This is a genomic window from Chryseomicrobium aureum (assembly GCF_043182735.1).
In the GTDB taxonomy this organism is placed as follows: Bacteria; Bacillota; Bacilli; order Bacillales_A; family Planococcaceae; genus Chryseomicrobium; species Chryseomicrobium aureum.
Genome location: NZ_CP171117.1, coordinates 1,866,928 through 1,884,453 on the forward strand (window position 1 = coordinate 1,866,928; position 17,526 = coordinate 1,884,453).

The 17,526-nt window shown below is 39.0% G+C and carries 11 protein-coding genes; 4 read left to right on the plus strand and 7 right to left on the minus strand.

The annotated features are described in order from the left end of the window. The first annotated feature begins 55 nt into the window (after positions 1-55). Together ACF3OH_RS09815 and ACF3OH_RS09820 are read left to right on the plus strand one after the other, a co-directional pair. Positions 56-1,369 (plus strand): diguanylate cyclase domain-containing protein, encoded by a 1,314-nt coding sequence (locus tag ACF3OH_RS09815; RefSeq protein WP_392454356.1) that lies wholly within the window; start codon positions 56-58, stop codon positions 1,367-1,369. A 265-nt stretch (positions 1,370-1,634) separates the two neighbouring features. Next, positions 1,635-5,417: a S8 family serine peptidase gene (locus ACF3OH_RS09820; protein WP_392454358.1), complete on the plus strand. Its 3,783-nt coding sequence runs from the start codon at positions 1,635-1,637 to the stop codon at positions 5,415-5,417. Between the two features lie 41 nt (positions 5,418-5,458). Here ACF3OH_RS09820 and ACF3OH_RS09825 read toward each other — a convergent pair whose 3' ends face one another. From ACF3OH_RS09825 to ACF3OH_RS09835, 3 genes are read right to left on the minus strand one after another with little or no spacing between them, the layout of a single operon-like run. Continuing rightward, positions 5,459-5,749, minus strand: a complete 291-nt coding sequence (locus tag ACF3OH_RS09825) for a hypothetical protein (protein ID WP_392454360.1) — start codon at positions 5,747-5,749, stop codon at positions 5,459-5,461. Positions 5,750-5,808: 59 nt separating this feature from the next. Beyond that, on the minus strand, positions 5,809-6,432 hold the full coding sequence (locus ACF3OH_RS09830; protein WP_392454362.1) for an HAD family hydrolase: 624 nt from the start codon (positions 6,430-6,432) through the stop codon (positions 5,809-5,811). Continuing rightward, positions 6,429-6,986 carry a DUF2179 domain-containing protein gene (locus tag ACF3OH_RS09835; RefSeq protein ID WP_392454363.1) on the minus strand — a complete coding sequence of 186 codons (558 nt, stop codon included), beginning with the start codon at positions 6,984-6,986 and terminating at the stop codon, positions 6,429-6,431. The genes ACF3OH_RS09830 and ACF3OH_RS09835 overlap by 4 nt, the downstream gene beginning before the upstream one ends. A gap of 180 nt (positions 6,987-7,166) precedes the next feature. Between ACF3OH_RS09835 and ACF3OH_RS09840 the strand changes: the two genes are divergently transcribed. Beyond that, positions 7,167-7,505, plus strand: coding sequence for a general stress protein (locus ACF3OH_RS09840; protein WP_392454365.1), 339 nt, complete (start codon positions 7,167-7,169; stop codon positions 7,503-7,505). Between the two features lie 131 nt (positions 7,506-7,636). On the opposite strand, the gene ACF3OH_RS09845 is transcribed toward ACF3OH_RS09840, so the two are convergent. Both ACF3OH_RS09845 and ACF3OH_RS09850 read right to left on the minus strand, forming a co-directional pair. Then, positions 7,637-12,217 carry an endonuclease gene (locus ACF3OH_RS09845; protein WP_392454367.1) on the minus strand — a complete coding sequence of 1,527 codons (4,581 nt, stop codon included), beginning with the start codon at positions 12,215-12,217 and terminating at the stop codon, positions 7,637-7,639. A gap of 296 nt (positions 12,218-12,513) precedes the next feature. Then, positions 12,514-14,136: a BCCT family transporter gene (locus tag ACF3OH_RS09850; RefSeq protein WP_392454369.1), complete on the minus strand. Its 1,623-nt coding sequence runs from the start codon at positions 14,134-14,136 to the stop codon at positions 12,514-12,516. 179 nt (positions 14,137-14,315) lie between these two features. Here ACF3OH_RS09850 and ACF3OH_RS09855 point away from each other — a divergent pair, with 179 nt between their 5' ends. Further along, positions 14,316-15,479, plus strand: a complete 1,164-nt coding sequence (locus ACF3OH_RS09855) for a dicarboxylate/amino acid:cation symporter (protein WP_392454371.1) — start codon at positions 14,316-14,318, stop codon at positions 15,477-15,479. A gap of 301 nt (positions 15,480-15,780) precedes the next feature. Here ACF3OH_RS09855 and ACF3OH_RS09860 read toward each other — a convergent pair whose 3' ends face one another. Both ACF3OH_RS09860 and ACF3OH_RS09865 read right to left on the minus strand, forming a co-directional pair. Further along, positions 15,781-16,398, minus strand: a complete 618-nt coding sequence (locus tag ACF3OH_RS09860) for a hypothetical protein (protein WP_392454373.1) — start codon at positions 16,396-16,398, stop codon at positions 15,781-15,783. 78 nt (positions 16,399-16,476) lie between these two features. Beyond that, positions 16,477-17,475: a macro domain-containing protein gene (locus ACF3OH_RS09865; protein WP_392454375.1), complete on the minus strand. Its 999-nt coding sequence runs from the start codon at positions 17,473-17,475 to the stop codon at positions 16,477-16,479. Positions 17,476-17,526: the final 51 nt, after the last annotated feature.

Here is a 17,526-nt window from a genome sequence, read left to right on the forward strand (position 1 = left end):
TTCCTAGTTTCTTTCTATGGCATAATAGACTTTAACTAGAGTCGGAGGTGAGGCAGTGCGAATCCATCGAATTTTCCATGAGCTTGAGTCTGATTTTTTATCGCTCATGACCCAAACATTTGATCAAATAGATGACTTAGTGTTTGTGATGCGGTTCACTGGCAAAGACTATGAATACATTTATGCAAATAGAGCGGCTAAAGATACAGTGAATTTGCCTGATTTGTCTAACCCGGTCTACTTACATGATGTTGTTTCTGAAAGTGCTTACAAACGCCTGTTTTCTTATTATGAACAAGCAAGGATCACTCAAGAGAAAGTCCTTTTCACTGCACCTATCGAACATAGGGGACAACAAATCATTGGTGAGAGCTTGCTCACCCCTGTTTATATGAAAGAGCACAACCTTCACTTTATTCTTGCAATTGTACGTGACATCACAAGCCATGAGCAAGCATTGCAGAATTTAAAATTAGCCCAAAAAGAACTAGAAGAAGAAAGACTGCGATTGGAATCGTTGATCGAATACAATAATGAAGCGATCTTCCAAGTAGATGATAATGGAAAAATCGTGAAATGTAATCCTGAAGCAAAACGCTTTTTAAAGGGAACATCAGATGAAATACAATCCACTTACCTATCTGACTGGTTTACAACAAACTTTTTTTCAGAATGGTTCACTACTGTTCCAAAACCTATGAAAAATTCACAACATGAGCTCTGGATTACACTACGGAATCAAATCGAGCGGCACTACATCAAAGTGAAATTTATACCTATTCTTATTGCAACCACTCGCCAAGGCTGGTATGTGTTAGTGCGTGACGCAACAGTTGAAACAACTATTCAAGATGAGTTGCAACGAATGGCGTTTATCGATCATCTTTCCGGCCTCCCGAATCGTCGCGCTTTTGATGACCGTCTTGACTATTTACTTGAACAAGCTGGCCAAACCGGAGAGTATGTTGCCGTGTTCTTACTAGATGGATACAAATTCAAGCGCATCAATGATGAATTTGGCCATGACACGGGAGATGCTATTATTCGTGAAACCGCACATCGACTGGAACAAGTTGTTCGAGATCAAGATATGGTTGCACGCTTCGGAGGCGATGAATTTGCAATTATTGTGCCTCATATAAAAGAGTTAGATATAATCAATAATTTGGCATCTCGTATTCTCTCTCAATTTGAACAGCCCTTTTATTATCGAGGAAAAGAAATTTCAATAAGTGTAGGAATTGGCTGCTCCCACTTTCCAGGGACCGCTAAAAATAAAAATCAACTTTTAAAAGAAGCCGATTATGCACTTTATGAAATCAAAGAAGGTCCAGGGATTGGTTTCAGGCTCTACAATAAGAATAAATAACGTATAAAACTTGGCTAAATGCCAAGTTTTTTAATTCTCTTATAAATTACATCTCCACCTTTCGAATCAAGATAAATAAAAAATTGTTTAATTTCATTATACTTTCTTCGCAGGTGATTTTTTTGTCAATAAGCTATCTGAATTAAGATTGAAAAATTTAATTTATTCTTAATATTTGTAACACTTATGTAATGATAAATTATAGTTAGTTCATGGTAAATTTTTAATTGTTACGCAATTCAAACTACTAACAGGGGGAAATTTAGTGAATCAGAAAAAAACTATCGTTATCGCTATGGCTACAGCATTAGCATTAAGCACAGCTTCATTCGGAGCTCCTTCTTCACAAGCTTCCACTGAACTATCTAAACACATTTCAAGCTTTTCTCAACAAAAGCCTCAATTGCCTACGAATTTGCTTCTTCAAGTACCACAAGATGAAAATGAAGTTGTTCGAGTAATTGTAGAAATGGAGGAAGCTCCTGGAATTGAAGAGGCCACTAAATTAGGTAAACGATACAAAGACCTGTCGGAAACTGAACAAACTGCCATAGAAACTAAAATTAAAGGTAAACAAAATAAAGTTAAAGAAAATGCTAAGAAGAAAGTAAAAGGAATTCAGTTTAAACAAGAATTTACAACCGCTTTCAATGGCTTCTCTGCTGAAGTTACAGCTAAAGAATTAGAAAACTTAGCAGATGTTGAAGGTGTCAAAGCAGTTTATGAAGCCCTTGAATATACACGTCCTGTTGAAACGCCGGAAATGACAAGTTCTAAAGAGCTCGTTCAAGCACAGCTGGCATGGGAACAGTACAACTTTAAAGGTGAAGGTATGGTCATTGGTGTTATTGACTCAGGAATTGACCCTTCACATAGAGACTTTGTTCTCTCAGAAGATACGAATGAAGAATTAGAATCTAAGGAGATTTCAAAGTTAGTTCGCCAGGGAAAAATTGAAGCTGGAAAATACTTCAGTGATAAAATTCCATTTGGCTATAACTATATGGATGATAATACAGAAGTTCGCGACCTAGGCCCTGGAGCAAGTATGCATGGACAACACGTTTCTGGAACAGTCGGAGCAAATGGTGATGAATCCAATGGAGGAATTAAAGGCGTTGCACCAGAATCCCAGATTCTCGCTTTAAAAGTATTTGGTAACGATCCTGAATTTCCTTCAACATTCGGTGATATTTATGTAAAAGCAATTGATGATGCAATAAAGTTAGGTGCAGATGTAATAAATATGTCACTTGGATCTACTGCTGGATACCAAAATGGCGATAGTCCAGAGCAACAGGCAGTTTCTCGTGCTCAAAAGAACGGAATGATTGTATCGATTTCTGCTGGAAATTCGGACATGTTTGGTTCAGGAACTTGGTATCCTTCTACTGAGAACCAAGATTATGGACTAACTGGATCTCCTTCCGTTTCGAAAGATTCGTTCGGAGTAGCTTCGTTTGAGAATTCAGTTCTAGCTGCTAAAGGTTTTAGTTATCAGGTGAATGGTGCGGATGCTGGAGAGGCACTTTATTTATTGGCAAACGATGTAGAACCTAAAGCAGATACTGAGTTTGAATTAGTTGATGCTGGTTTCGGTTTGCCTGAGGATTTCAATGGAAAAGACCTCTCAGGCAAATATGCACTTGTATCACGTGGTCAAATTTCATTTGTTGAAAAAGGTTTGAATGCACTGAACGCCGGAGCAGCAGGTGTAATTGTTTACAATAATGCTGCCGGTACAATTAACATGGCGTCAGACCCTTCTATCACAATTCCGTATATGTCTGCTCTACAAACAGATGGATTGGCGATGAAAAATGAACTGACTGCTGGTAATAAAGTATCTGTAACTTTTGATGGTAGAATCGTTAACACTGCTAACCCAGAAGCAGGTAAAATGAGTTCATTTACATCATGGGGGCCTACACCAAACTTAGACTTCAAACCAGAAATCACTGCTCCTGGTGGAAATATTTATTCTACATTAAATAACGATACGTATGGTTTAATGTCAGGTACTTCTATGGCTGCTCCTCATGTAGCAGGTGGTTCGGCCTTAGTATTGGAGAGAGTTGATCGCGAATTTAAAGCAAAAGGTGCAAAACGTTCATTACTTGCTAAAAACTTGTTGATGAACACAGCAAAGCCTATTGAATTGACTCCAGGTGAATATGTTTCGCCTCGTCGCCAAGGTGCTGGGATTATGCAACTAGCGAATGCTTTAGAAACAGATGTGCTAGTAACTAATAAAGAAACAGGTGAAGCAAAGGTTGCTTTAAAAGAAATTGAAAATGGCAAATTTGAATTCACTTTGAATGTAGAAAACTTTGGAAAAACTGAAAAAACATATAACGTGGGATTACAGCTGCAATCTGATGCACCAGTAAACGTTGGCGGCGGTAAATTTGTAACTATTTCAAATGACTCTAATTACGGCTCTTATGTATTTACAGAAGGAACTGAAACCTCTGAAGAAGATTCTTACGAGTATAAAGCAAACTTCGAAAATTCAATTACACTAAAAGGAAAAGAGTCGAAGGAACTGAAATTTGTTGTTGACGCTTCCTACTCCCAATGGTTAAAAGATTACTTCACAAATGGCTATTTTATTGATGGATTTGTAACACTTACAGATGCAACCCCAACTGAAGAAGATGAAGTCCTACAGCCTCTTGTAGTTCCATTCTTCGGATTTAACGGGTCATGGGATGATGCACCTATCTTCGATAATGACTTATGGGAAGAAGAAGACACGTTCTGGGGCTTCCAAGGCCTTTATACGCCAACTGCGAATGGTTTATCACCTTTATTAGGTAAGTCATCAGCAGATGATAGTGTAGATCCTAACTCATTTGCTTTCTCTCCAAATGGGGATGGGCAACAAGATACAGTACAGCCGATTTTGTCGTTAATGAGAAATGCAAAGGAATTCCAAGTAAATGTGGTGGACGCTACGGGTCAAGTAGTAAGAACGCTACGCAACGATTATGATTTAAGAAAGAATTATATCGCGTCAAATCCTTATGTATTTAATTCGGGATACTCGTGGGATGGCAAACTGAATGGAACTATTGCACAAGATGGTCAATACAAAATTCAGTTGAAAGCAAAAGTAGATTTTAAGGATGCTCAGTGGCAAGTTAAAGAATATAATCTTTACTTGGATACAACATCTCCAGAATTATACACAGATTATGACGGTGATACGCAATTAGTAAATCTCGATATTCGAGAAGAAGGTTCTGGCTTTGATCGACTAGAAGTAGTGGTTGATGGTAAAGTGGCAAAAACAATCTATTCTACTATTGAAACAATTGATATGAATGAATTTGAAGGTTCATCAGTACAACTAGTGGTTTGGGATGTTGCTGGTAATTCAAGTTCAAGTCAAATTGTTGGCGAATCAGTAGACAACAGTGATTCTACAACTCCATCCACACCGGTAGAACCAGATTCAACGCAAGATGAGACATGGAAATCTAGTTATGATGCACCGGTTGTATCAATTAAATCACCTGGTTTCTTCTCCGTAAGCAGTCAAAAAAATGTTGTGGTAACAGGTCAAGTAACAGACAACTCTAAAGTAGTGTCCGTCAAGGTAAACGGTCAAATTGCGAGTTTTGATGGTCTGAATTATTCAGCGCCTCTATCGTTTAAAGACGGTGTACATGTTCTACGGGTAGAAGCTTTAGATGATGAAGGTAATGAAACTTCTGTTCAACGACAAATTTTCGTTGACACGACTCCTGCTACAATTTCTACAAAAACGAAGAAGTTTGTAGCTGCTTCTAATGCAACAAGTTTCGAGTTACCAGTAACGGTCAAAGACAATTTTGATGAAATTCGTTTATATCTCAATGATAGTGAGATTTATTACAATGCTCAATCAGAGCCTTATGGCATGACTCCTTTCTCTCGTACTACAACTTTATCCGTTCCATTAACAGGTGCATCTACAACTGCAACCGTTAAAGCAATTGATTTGGCTGGGAACGAAACTGAGTTTAAGGTCACTATTGATAAATCTTCTAAAGGTAAGAAATAAACTCAATAAAAAAAGCCGCCAGCGCTGGCGGCTTTTTCTAATTATTCTTTTCTTGTTAAAACTTCAAGCGCATAAATCACAGCAGTGATTGTATGGAATGCCCATCCAACGAATGGAATCCAAGCGATTACGCTCGTGACCATTCCAAATATCGCCCCAAGTTTTGCTCCATTGTTTTTAAGCGCTAAAACTAATACAACAGCGTGAATGACAAAACCAAGTACAAGAGCACTATACCCTGTTGAAACTACTATCGTTCCTCCAAGAATAGGAATCGCTAAAATTACTTGATAAATCAATGCAATGATCTTTGCAACGCGTAAATTACTCATAATGTTCGCTCCTTTAAGTATGATGACTAACTATACGGTTGATAAATGAAATGGTTTCATTAAGTGTCCATCAATTTAACTAGTTCTTTAAACGTAGTTATCTTTTCATCATAGTCTTCAGGTGTTCCAAACCCGTAACTTGCAAAGATAAATGGAATTCCTGCGTGGCGAGCTGCGTCGAGATCACCTTGTGTATCTCCTACATAAACTGCTTGATCAATTGAATTCCGTTCCATTACGAGGAGTATATTTTCCCCTTTAGACAAGCCTGTTCGACCAGGATTTTCATAGTCTTTAAAATAAGATTCTAAGCCATGTGCTTCGTAAAATGCTTCAATATAGCCGTCTTCACAGTTCGAGACAATATAGAGGTCATATTGTTCAGCTAGTAGTTTTAAAGTTGCTTCTAAATCCTCAAATAGTTTTCCACCCTTTTGTCGAATCAATTTCTGATCGACAACTGCACAAGCATCCATTAATTCTTTGCGGCGCTCAAGTGGTTCATCTGGAAAGAGTCTCTCCGCTATGACAGGTATTTGCAAGCCCATTAAATTCCCGATGTCTTCTTTCGTAAATCCAGAATGGTCTGGGATATGGTGTTGGATGGCTTCCGTCCAGGCTTCTGCGATCGTCTGACGAGAATCCCACAGCGTACCGTCTAAATCAAAAATAATGCTTTTCATTGTGTACCTCCCTGTTGTTTCTCTTTGGCAAGCTTTCGATTCCGCTTCATTGACTTTGTGATATAGCCACCTTTAAAATTACGCGGCTCATAAGAGACAATAAATGCATTGGGTTCATAATCGCTGACAATACGAATAAACTCTTGTTCTCTGTCACGTCGAGCTGTGCAGTCTAAGCGGTAGCGCCTTGCCTCATTCATGCCCTCCACTTCAGATGTAGATACACTAAACCCTTCACTGCGAAGTCGATCAATCATTTCTTCATTCTTGTTCATCACATTTACTTCCAAGGAAACAAATCCTATTGCAAGTCGTTGCTCAAGAATTTGGCCCAAATAAATTCCTATTCCGAATCCTAAGGCATAAGACACCATATTCATATAGTTCGAGAGATCACTAAACACGATTCCCAGAGCTACAACATAAATAATTCCTTCTAATATTCCGAAGCTAGCAGCCTTTGCTTTCATCCCTTTAACCATCATGATAGTTCGTAATGTAAGTATTGGAACATAGATCAGCTGTGCGATAAAGATAATCACAGCATCCAACATTTAACCACTTCCTTAATCGGTTTTGATTTGTCTAGTCTACCAGTACATCTTTACCTCATGCAAGAACTTAGGAATATACTCCCTTTTTTCGGACTATAAGTTTACTTTTTGACTAGCAGTGGAACTGTAGGAGTGGCAGCACAGTTTTACATTTCAAACAAATAAGGAGGCAATTCATTTATGGAAAATCGTTATTACAGAACGTTTGACAATGAGCAAGACCTTCAAACTGAAATGGACAGATTACGTGCAGAGGGATATACGGATGAAGACATGTATGTTATGTCAAAACGTGAGGACCGGATGAATATTTATAGAGGCCACAATGAACATGAAGGCCATGAAAAAGAAGGTCTATGGGAGAAATTCAAAGAATTTGTTACCGGAGACGATGAGTCAAATGAACATTTTAATCGCATGAGTTTTGAGGAAAGTGAACGAAAACAATATTATGATGATGTTAACAATGGAAAGCATTTGCTTTATGCGGACCGGGAATACGGTAGACGCCCGCTCTAAAGCACTAAAAGCTGCCTTAACTAAATGCATACAAAAAGAGCGCTGGTTGGACAGCGCTCTTTTCTATGCCAGACAATGGTTGGCACTAAGTAGTACGTTTTAGAATTAAAATAGTTTCACAAGAATAGAAATTAATTTAATCCAAATACCATCTCTGCCCACTGGGGGTTATCGATGAACGGATTGCGATTTTCTTGTGCTTCAAATATACGATTGTTGCGTTCGATCTCAACAGCATCTACTGGATCAAGTTTGTGCCACTCAAGTAAAACAGAAAGCTTCCCATGGTATGGAGCTGAACCATTATTTACTTTTTCATTAAGTTCTAAGTCCACACGATCTGTTTCATCATAGCGAGTCGCCATGTAGAATAACATACGCGCCACATCCCCTTTTACTCGTGTAGGTGGCTCGAATGAATCGCCATCTCGCTTACAATCTGGACAGTTAGTAACAGCAGTACCGCCCCAATCAAAGTCAAGATTTCCACGTGAACTGTTTACTTGAACATCAGTTGCACGTAAGTGATGGATATCTGTTCCAGGACCATTGCTAGTCCCAAAGTTACCATGAGACTTTGCCCAGACGTGTTCACGATTCCAGTCACCAACATTTCCTCCATTACGGTCTTTTGAACGTGAAACGCCAGAATAGAATAAAGAAACGTTGTTTGTGTTGTTTGGATCCTCGTCTGTATATTTTAAAGCTGTCCAGACTTGGGAATACGATAATACGATTTGCTCGTCAATAATGTCGTGAAGCGCGTCTTTCAGCGCTTCACCTGTTAGATTTTCAAGCCCCGTGTAATACCCATCAACCGAATCGTAGCTCACTGGATCGACTGGATCGACTGGATCGACTGGGTCAACTGGATCTGTTGGTTGTTCAGGTTCTTCTGGTTGAGCTGGCGTATTCATCGTATCAATAAAGGTGATGTTCTGTTCCGAAGCACCTTTAGTATATGAAATCTTTCCAACATTAAATGCATTTCTTAACTCAATTTTTTCTTTACCTGAAATCACGATTTCTTTAATAACGGTTCCTTCTAAATCATATTGAGCATTTGATTTGTTAGGATTCAATAGAACTGTACGATCCTCTAGCCCACTTCCTGTAATACCTGCAACCTGCGATTTGACTTCAATCCCGTTATTAATACGCACATTTTCTCCGATAGTCACATGTGTGTTCGGAGTAGCGACCACAAGCTTACCTGTCTTCGTATTTTCATAACGAAGGTAGCGATCATAAACTAGTGGTGGAACCGGTGGGATTACTTCCTTCGTAAAGTCTACTTGAATAAGAACTGGGTCATGGTCAGAAGCTCGTCCATGCTCTTCCATTTTATTTGCATTGATATGCAAAATATCAACGACTGTTTTTTCAAGTAAGTTTTTCGTTACTAGGATGTGATCAAGAACTTGATTGTTTCCTTGGTAGTAGTACGTGAAACGGTCTTCTACCGGTACTTGTTCAATCATGTTGACTAAAATATCACCTTTAAGTGCTGCAAGTGCTGGAGTGAATTCAAAGTCATTCATATCCCCTGCCACTACTACGTTTAGGTCAGGATTTTTGTCGAGCCCTTTTTGGATGAAGCTATTAATCATTTTGGCAAGTTCGATACGTTCAGGTTCAGAGCCCAATACCGGTGGTTGATTTTTACCAAACAAGCCTTGGTCCCCGCCCTTAGAGTTTAAGTGAGCTGTAATCACTACAACTTTCTCACCATTGAACATAAATTCAGCAGCAAGGGGTTTACGTGTGTTCGGTTGTGGAAGATCTAAAATACGACCTGGATTCAATGTTAAAGAGCCAGAATCTGTCCACTGCGTTGCCTGGGTTGAAGTTCCTTTCGTACCTGGAACTAGTTCTACACGATCTGCATTGTATAAGTATCCAACACGAATGTTTCCGCCCGGTTGCCCACCATCTTGATTGTGAACAGGTGCAATATCTGTGTACGAATACTCTGGGCCACCAGCAGCTTTAATCGCTGCAATTAAACGCTCATAGGACTGAGATGCATCTGGGTTTCCTGAATCTACAGAACCATCGTTATCTTGTACTTCTACAAGTCCGATAATATCTGGAGATTTCATTTTGTCCACGAACGATTTCGCAATGCGTTCAACTTTTTCGTCCGATGTTTGAGAAGCGTTTGCTGAGAAGTTTTCTACATTATAAGTAGCAACTGTCAGTTTTTCATCCGCTACTTCAATGGAAGTTGTTTCATCTGGATGTGTACATTCAATTAATTCTGGTAATTGCTCGACAGATGTAAATACTTTATAGTTCCCAAATCCATAGCCAACAACACCAACAGGAGCTGTTGCAAAACGATCTCCTGATTTTGCAACATACGATTCATTGTCACTATCAAAGATGACACGTTCTGGATTGTAATCATCTGCAGAAATGTTGATTCCACCAAGTAGATTCAACTCGTTATTCGTTGCTTCTGTATTGACCACAATCACTTCACCGTATTTCTGTGGTCCAACGATGTGTGCGTTTGGAACAGATACGCGCATTCCTTCTAATGACTCCCAGAAATCAATACCGTCTTCATCTGAATCAAATGAAGTTAAATTATCGTTATCAATAATTTTTGTTGGTGGCATACGATCTACACCGATACGAACCGGTTCAGGTAGATCTGCAGTTCCAATTTTCGAAACTGTAGAATTTCCAATACGCGTAATTGGAAGGTCCGTTTGACGGTTATCCGAATACCCTTCGTAGAAATGCTCTTGAACAGTTCCACCAACTGTGATTAGATCACCAACTTTGTAAGTGGCGGCTGCATTTGGTAAGTTGACCGCAATTCCCTCAGCAGTTGCCGGATTATCATCAGGATCTACAGTTTGCATAAAGAAGTTTGCTGAGTTGTAGAAATGTGTAATCACTCCAGTAACTCCTGATACACCAGCTCCAGTGTATGGAGAATAGTGATCTTCACCTTGAATCTCTTCAATTGTTACATTTTCAGTCTTTAAAACAGTAAATTTAAATGAGAATACTTCTGATGTTTCAGAAGATGTCACTGCAATCGCCTTGATTGTAGTAGTTTCTTCAAGAACGATAGGACCTTCATAAACTGTACTCTCTGCCGTTGGCGTAGAGCCATCTAAAGTGTAGTAGATCGTTGCATTTTCCCACTCTGTTAGCAGTTCAATAGATTGGCCCTCATTGACTGTTCCAGGGAAAATGTTTGTAAATACAGCAGGCTTTGTAGAAAGTTCAAAGCTTGATGCACCTGTTGTTTTCAATTGGAATGTTGTATTGAACGTACCTGCAATCCCGTAAATGTCCAAAATGTCTCCATTTGAATATTGACGAATAAAGTCTTCATATGTGTAGCCATTTCGGTTGTCATTGCGCACTACTACAGATGAACCATCTTCTGTAGTTGCTGTGAATTCGATTGTTCCAAATCCAGGATCACGTAAATTTGAGACAACAGCTTCTTCAAGAAGTAAACGTTCCCCTTGCGTAGAAGCATTTACACCTGAAGCTGGTACAACCTGCACTTCTGGTAATGGATTGTTTGTATCTAGCTTAGTAATCGTTGGGTTCGTGATTTGTAATTCATTTTGGAAAGCATCAAGAGTTCCTTGGATTTGAATACGGTCACCCTGCTTCACACCAGTATCAGTAGTTGTATAAACATAGATACCTGCAGTAGCATCTTGAATATAGAAGCCATTGTTACCAAACTTCGCAATATCCGTTGTTACAATTGCTTCTGTAACTACAGAGGATTTTAAAGTCGCAGCTCGTACTTCTGCTACAGTCTGGCTTTGAATCAGAGTATAGCTATACGTTTGAATAGCACTACTTTCCAAACCATCTTTTTTTGCAATAGTTTTAATTGTAGTTGCTCCATTGATTTCAATAGGCATTGTGTAGACTTGCGTTGCTTGATTTGAGTCAGAAGGGTCAGACCCATCTACTGTGTAATAAATCGTAGCATCTTTTGTAGTTGTTGCAAGCGTGACTTGTGTACCTGTAACAACAGCGCCAGCACCTGGAGTAGCCGTTACATTTGCCACTTTTGTTTCAGCTGGTGGCGGTGTACCTTCTCCACCTTCCATTATATGCGCACCTAAGAACGTAAATGTATCAATCGGATGACTATCCCACTCTACTGATGGATCAAACGCATTTGACGCATCTTTATCACCAGTCGTGATTGAAGATTTGCGGACCAATGTTTGATTGACAGTTGACACACCATTGACTGACCAACTTGTTGATGGTTGGAATCCAATTTGACCGAATGAATCAATTATTTCACCATTTTTCTTAAGAAGTACTGTATCATCTCCATTAAAATTAGTAGTTCCTGACACTTTATCTCCTAGAGCCTTTAATCCTTGAACTGCGCTAGTATGATATAAAACATAAACATCTCCACTTCCTAAAGTCCCTGATAGATTTTCTACGCTTTGTGCAGATGCATTACCGTTCGAGTATAATTCCACAACGTAACCATCTAAATTAACATTTGCTCCAGTCCCATTATAAATTTCAAGAGCTTTATTATTACTGCTACCCTCAATGTATTCTGAGAAAAATAAGTCATCCGCTAATATCGAACCTTCTAATTTACTTTCAGCTTGAGCGTTAGGTATGTAGGGTATTACTAATGAAACTACTAAAGCAAACGCCAAAATCAACTTACTGATTGCATGATTGAAAATCTTCAAAATGTTCATCCTTTCAAATTTTTGTTTACTTACTTTTTTAGTATATCTGAAAATTGTAAAGAAAGCGTCATTATTTTGTAAACGCTTTCATTATTTAACAAAAATAGGTCTGACGTATAGGTTAAATTAAATGCAATTTCAATTTCACATTTTGTCTCTTACAATTAATTAGTCCTAAAGTTTCATTTTAATGAAATAGCAATTAAGATATACGCCTCTATTATTCGAAGGACAAAAGAGTTTTAAGGGGGCAAAAAAATCCTGCAACTAAATTTATCAGTTACAGGATTTATTTGCTATTCTTTTTTAGTAGGGTTATTATCCTTCAATGCCTCCAAAGGTGTGCGCTTTTTCTTTCTCGCACGCAATTTCAAATAAATTGTAGGAGACTCATACTCATCCGATGCTTCAATATCCCTGTTAGATGCTCGCATGAACGACCATCCGAGTAAGAACATAATAAAAATCAGAGGGAATCCTCCTACTATACTGGCCGTTTGTAATGTATCAAGTCCACCTAGGAAGAGAAGTGAAAGTGGTAAGATACACAATGTGAATGCCCAGAATAGTCGATTCCACAGTAAAGGCTCTCCATCAACAGATTTTTGAACGACAGAAGCAAGTATATACGACGAGGAGTCAAACGTTGTGGCTAAGAATATAATGGAGAGCACTGTAAATACTAACACCATTAAGTAAGAGAAAGGCAATTGTGACACTACTGCAATAATCGTAGCAGCAGGACCATTGGTTTCCATAAAGCTAATGACATCAAATTGACCCGTGAGTTGTAAATGCAGACCGTAGTTCCCAAAGATTCCAAAGAACAGGACACACCCAAGAGTTCCGTAGATCATTGTTCCAAAAATCATTGAACGAATTGTTCTTCCTCTAGAAATACGAGCAATAAATAATCCAACGAACGGAGCATACACAAGCCACCAAGCCCAGTAAAACACTGTCCACGCTTCCGGGAATCCACTTTCAGTAAATCCACCTAAATTCCTAAATGGCTCTGCCCATGTTGCCATTCTAAAGAAGTTATCTAAAATTAACCCAACTCCATTAAAAGTAGTCTCCACTATAAAACGTGTAGGACCGAAGAATAATACAACCGCAAGTAGGAATAGTGCTAACCAGATATTTAAATCACTTAACACTTTTATCCCTTTTTTCAAACCTGAGGCTGAGCTAATAGCAAATATAATTGTACATAACAACATAATAAGTGCTTGAGTAAGAAGGTTTACAGGAATGCCAGTCAAATAATTGACCCCTTCTGCAATCATCGGCGTTCCAAGAGCTAGTGTAGTACCTGCGCCCCCTAGTAAGCCGAATATAAATAAAATATCAATGATTTTACCAAGTGGACCGTCGACCCACTTTCCTAACACTGGTCGTACTGCTTCACTTACTTTAAGAACACTCTTTTTTCGTACATAATAGAAGTAAGCAATTGGAAGTGCAGGAAGTGTGTAAATCGCCCAGGCGATCGGTCCCCAGTGGAACATTCCATAAGCCGTTGCCCAAGGGATAGCTTCTGGAGATTCTGGCTCTAAACCAAATGGAGGTCCCTGATAGTAATAGACCCACTCAATCACAGACCAATATAAAATACTTGATCCAATACCGGCAGCAAATAACATCGCAGCCCAGGAAAACGTATTGAATTCTGGTTCTTCCCCTTCTTCTCCTAATTTAATATGTCCATTTTTACTGAATGCAACAAAAATTAAAAAGAAGAATGCACCTAATCCCATCGCAAGATACAAGATTCCAAAATTTGTTGTCATATATTCGTTTGCTAGACCAACAATTACTCTACCTGATTCAGGAAAGAACACGAGTGGCAATGTGACTGCCATCAAAAGTAAAAATGCACCTATAAATGTTGGCCAATCAATTATCTTTGATTTCATCTGTTTTCTCCTTTCAGTTTAGTAGTACAAGTGTACCAGAGATTTTAATGAATGTTATCTTTCTAATGAAGTTCATTGATTTTATTATTCTATTTATTCAAAAAATAAGTATTTTTACTATTCCGTGATATGATACTCCCATGAAAAAACAAATGTGTTTTTAGGGAGGACGTAAGCGTATGAAAATCAAGTTTGGTTTGTTACCTCGAATTATACTGGCAATAGTTTTAGGAGTAGTACTAGGTTCATTTGTTCCTGAAAACGTTGTGAAGTTTTTCGCTACATTTAACGGGCTCTTTGGTGGGTTCTTAGGCTTTGCAATCCCACTTATCATTATTGGGTTTATCGTTCCTGGAATTGCTCATCTAGGCAAAGGGGCTGGGAAACTTTTAGGTGTTACGGCAACTACAGCATATGTTTCAACAATCATAGCTGGAACATTGGCGTTTACTGTAGGAAGTTTATTGTTACCTGGCTTCGTCGAAAACACAACTGCAGGAAATGTAGTAAATCCAGGAGAAGCACTGCTTGGCGGTTTTTTTGAACTTGAAATCCCTCCTATTATGGGTGTCATGAGTGCACTAATTTTTGCATTTGTCTTAGGTATCGGAATTTCAGCTACAAACAGTACAAACTTGCGTACAATTATGGATGAATTCCAACGTATTATTGAAAAATTAATCACGTACGTGATCATTCCACTATTACCGATTCATATTTTAGGAATATTCATGAACATGACGTATGGTGGTCAAGTCCAATCGATTCTCTCTGTATTTGCGAAAGTATTTATTATGATCATTGCACTTCATATCACAATGCTTCTACTTCAATATACGACTGCAGGAATCGCGAGCGGAAAGAATCCATTGCGTTTGATTCGCACGATGTTACCTGCCTACTTCACTGCTCTTGGTACACAATCATCAGCTGCGACAATACCAGTAACTTTGCAGTCAGCTAAGAAAACAGGGGTTAACGAAAAAATTGCGGAATTTGCTGTACCGTTATTTGCAACAATCCATTTATCAGGTAGTATGATCACTCTTGTAAGTTGTTCTATGGGAGTAATCCTGTTAACTGGTGGAGCACCTAGTTTGTCAGAAATGGGGCCATTCATCTTGTTACTTGGCGTAATGATGATTGCTGCGCCGGGTGTCCCAGGTGGCGCTGTAATGGCTGCAGCGGGTCTACTTGAAACGATGCTTGGGTTTGACCCAACGATGGTTTCTCTTATGATTGCATTGTATTTAGCGCAAGATAGTTTTGGTACGGCTACGAATGTTACAGGGGACGGGGCTTTGACTGTTCTTGTGGATAAGTTTTCTGGAGCAAAATCTTAGATGTGTAGAACGCTACTCTAAAGTTGAAATCTCTACAGCTTGAACACCATTTCCTGGGGGACTTTCACCGAGCCTCCTCACATCGACTTTGTCTTGTTGCGGGGTCTCGGCAAAACTCCGATAGCCCGGGAAATGGCGTCCTAGCTTCCGAGTTCTGAAGATGCAACTCTGATATATGGTGACAGGCACCATCTGGGAACTATTGGTAAATGGTGACAGGCACCGACTGATAAAATACTCATTAAGACAAACCAAAAACCAGTAGTTTCTCTGATATTTAGTCAGAGAAACTACTGGTTTTTTAGCTTCGTTGGTGGAAATCTTGTTCGACTTGTTTCTTCCATTCCCTCGTAATCTTTTTGCCCGATCGAACAGAAGACACGGCTTCATTTATTGAAGCAAAGTTCACCTCAGTACCTTTCGCATCGGCACGGTAGTTGACAGCATAGTCACGATGAATTCCAAACTGTTGAGCAGTGGCAACTGCATCGATGTTCGCTCCTAAAAACAAGAACTCCCATCCTAATGCCGTTTGAGCTGAAATGAGTTGTTGAACAGACTTCGTCGTATACTCTTTACTAGCATTTTCCATACCGTCTGTTGTGATTACAACTAACACCTTTACATCTTCATTTTTTTGAATGGTCATCATCTTCTGAATTCCATAACCGATAGCATCAAGCAATGCCGTCGTTCCTCGTACGTAATATTCTTTCTCTGTCAAAACCCGCACTTCATGAATACTCGTCCGGTCGTGTACCCATTCTAGGTCATGATCAAAAAGTAAGGTGCTAATCCGAACATCGCCTTCAACTTCTCTTTGCTTTGTGATTAGACTGTTGTAACCGCCAACAGTATCCTTCTCTAACCCACTCATTGAACCGCTGCGATCAAGAATAAAGAGTACTTCTGTTTTCATTTTTAGTTCCTCCTCTAGATATAATCTATCTAGAGTCTACCAACAGAAGACATTCTCATGGTCGCTTCAAAAGCGACATCATGACGCTCCCAACAGTGGCTGATGATACGAAAAGAGAACTTCGTTGATTGTATAAATATCATAGTTTTGCTCGCGAATAAAGTATTCAATAATCAAATCAAATTTTGTACTTTTTGATAAGGAGTACCCTGCGGCTGCTAAAAGCTCTTGTGTCTCTTCAAGGGACAATTCTAAAGCAATAGCTAAAGAGAGCGCGGTAGACTTTTTAGGCTGATACTCACGTTTGGAACGAATCTTTGAAAAAAGTCGTCGATCGATATTTGCCTTTCGGTAGACATACGGATCGGATAATCCTCTCTCATCAATCAACCGGATTAGTTTATCAGAAAATGTCTCATCAGTAGTAGCTAAGAAGTCGTCAAGTGTCGACCTTTTCGTTGATTCAAAAGTTGGTAGCTCTTGAAATGAAAACGCTTCGTCCACTTGCATTTTATTGCGTTCCCGCCCATATTTCTTTTCTAGTCGGTGCACAGAATGTTCATCAATGAATTCTTCAATCGATTGTTTTAACTGTTGACTCACTTGGACAGAATTTTGATCAAAGAGAACAAGAAATACTGTAATATCCTTTTTTTCAACAAATGCTTGAATAGTTTTTTTGGCGATTAAAAACGCTTTTTCTTTGGGAAATCCATAGACTCCTGCCGAAATCAACGGAAATGCAACGCTCTTTAATTGATGATCACAAGCTAGCTCTAAAGCGTTTTCATAACAGCTCTGTAAAAGTTCTTCTTCTTTTTGTAATCCCCCATTCCATTTAGGTCCTGCAGTATGAATAATAAATGCAGCGGGTAACCCAAATCCTGGTGTTACGACTGCTTGCCCTGTCTGAATGGGAGCAAGCAGAGTACAAGCTTCTTTTAACTTTGCTCTTCCCGCCTTATCAAAGATTGCACCACACACTCCGCCACCTTCTAGAAGTTCCTTGTTTGCGGCGTTTACTACTGCATCTACCTTCAATGTTGTAATATCATCACGTATAAGTATGTATGGCATATTGAACCTCCGTCCTATTTTCTCTATCATATCCTAATTTTTACATGCATT

Excerpts from the sequence above, each read along its gene's own strand:
- ACF3OH_RS09865 (WP_392454375.1), bottom strand. The coding sequence starts at position 17,475 with ATGCCATACATACTTATACGTGATGATATTACAACATTGAAGGTAGAT.
- ACF3OH_RS09830 (WP_392454362.1), bottom strand. The coding sequence starts at position 6,432 with ATGAAAAGCATTATTTTTGATTTAGACGGTACGCTGTGGGATTCTCGT.
- ACF3OH_RS09840 (WP_392454365.1), top strand. The coding sequence starts at position 7,167 with ATGGAAAATCGTTATTACAGAACGTTTGACAATGAGCAAGACCTTCAA.
- ACF3OH_RS09860 (WP_392454373.1), bottom strand. The coding sequence starts at position 16,398 with ATGAAAACAGAAGTACTCTTTATTCTTGATCGCAGCGGTTCAATGAGT.
- ACF3OH_RS09855 (WP_392454371.1), top strand. The coding sequence starts at position 14,316 with ATGAAAATCAAGTTTGGTTTGTTACCTCGAATTATACTGGCAATAGTT.
- ACF3OH_RS09850 (WP_392454369.1), bottom strand. The coding sequence starts at position 14,136 with ATGAAATCAAAGATAATTGATTGGCCAACATTTATAGGTGCATTTTTA.
- ACF3OH_RS09835 (WP_392454363.1), bottom strand. The coding sequence starts at position 6,986 with ATGTTGGATGCTGTGATTATCTTTATCGCACAGCTGATCTATGTTCCA.
- ACF3OH_RS09825 (WP_392454360.1), bottom strand. The coding sequence starts at position 5,749 with ATGAGTAATTTACGCGTTGCAAAGATCATTGCATTGATTTATCAAGTA.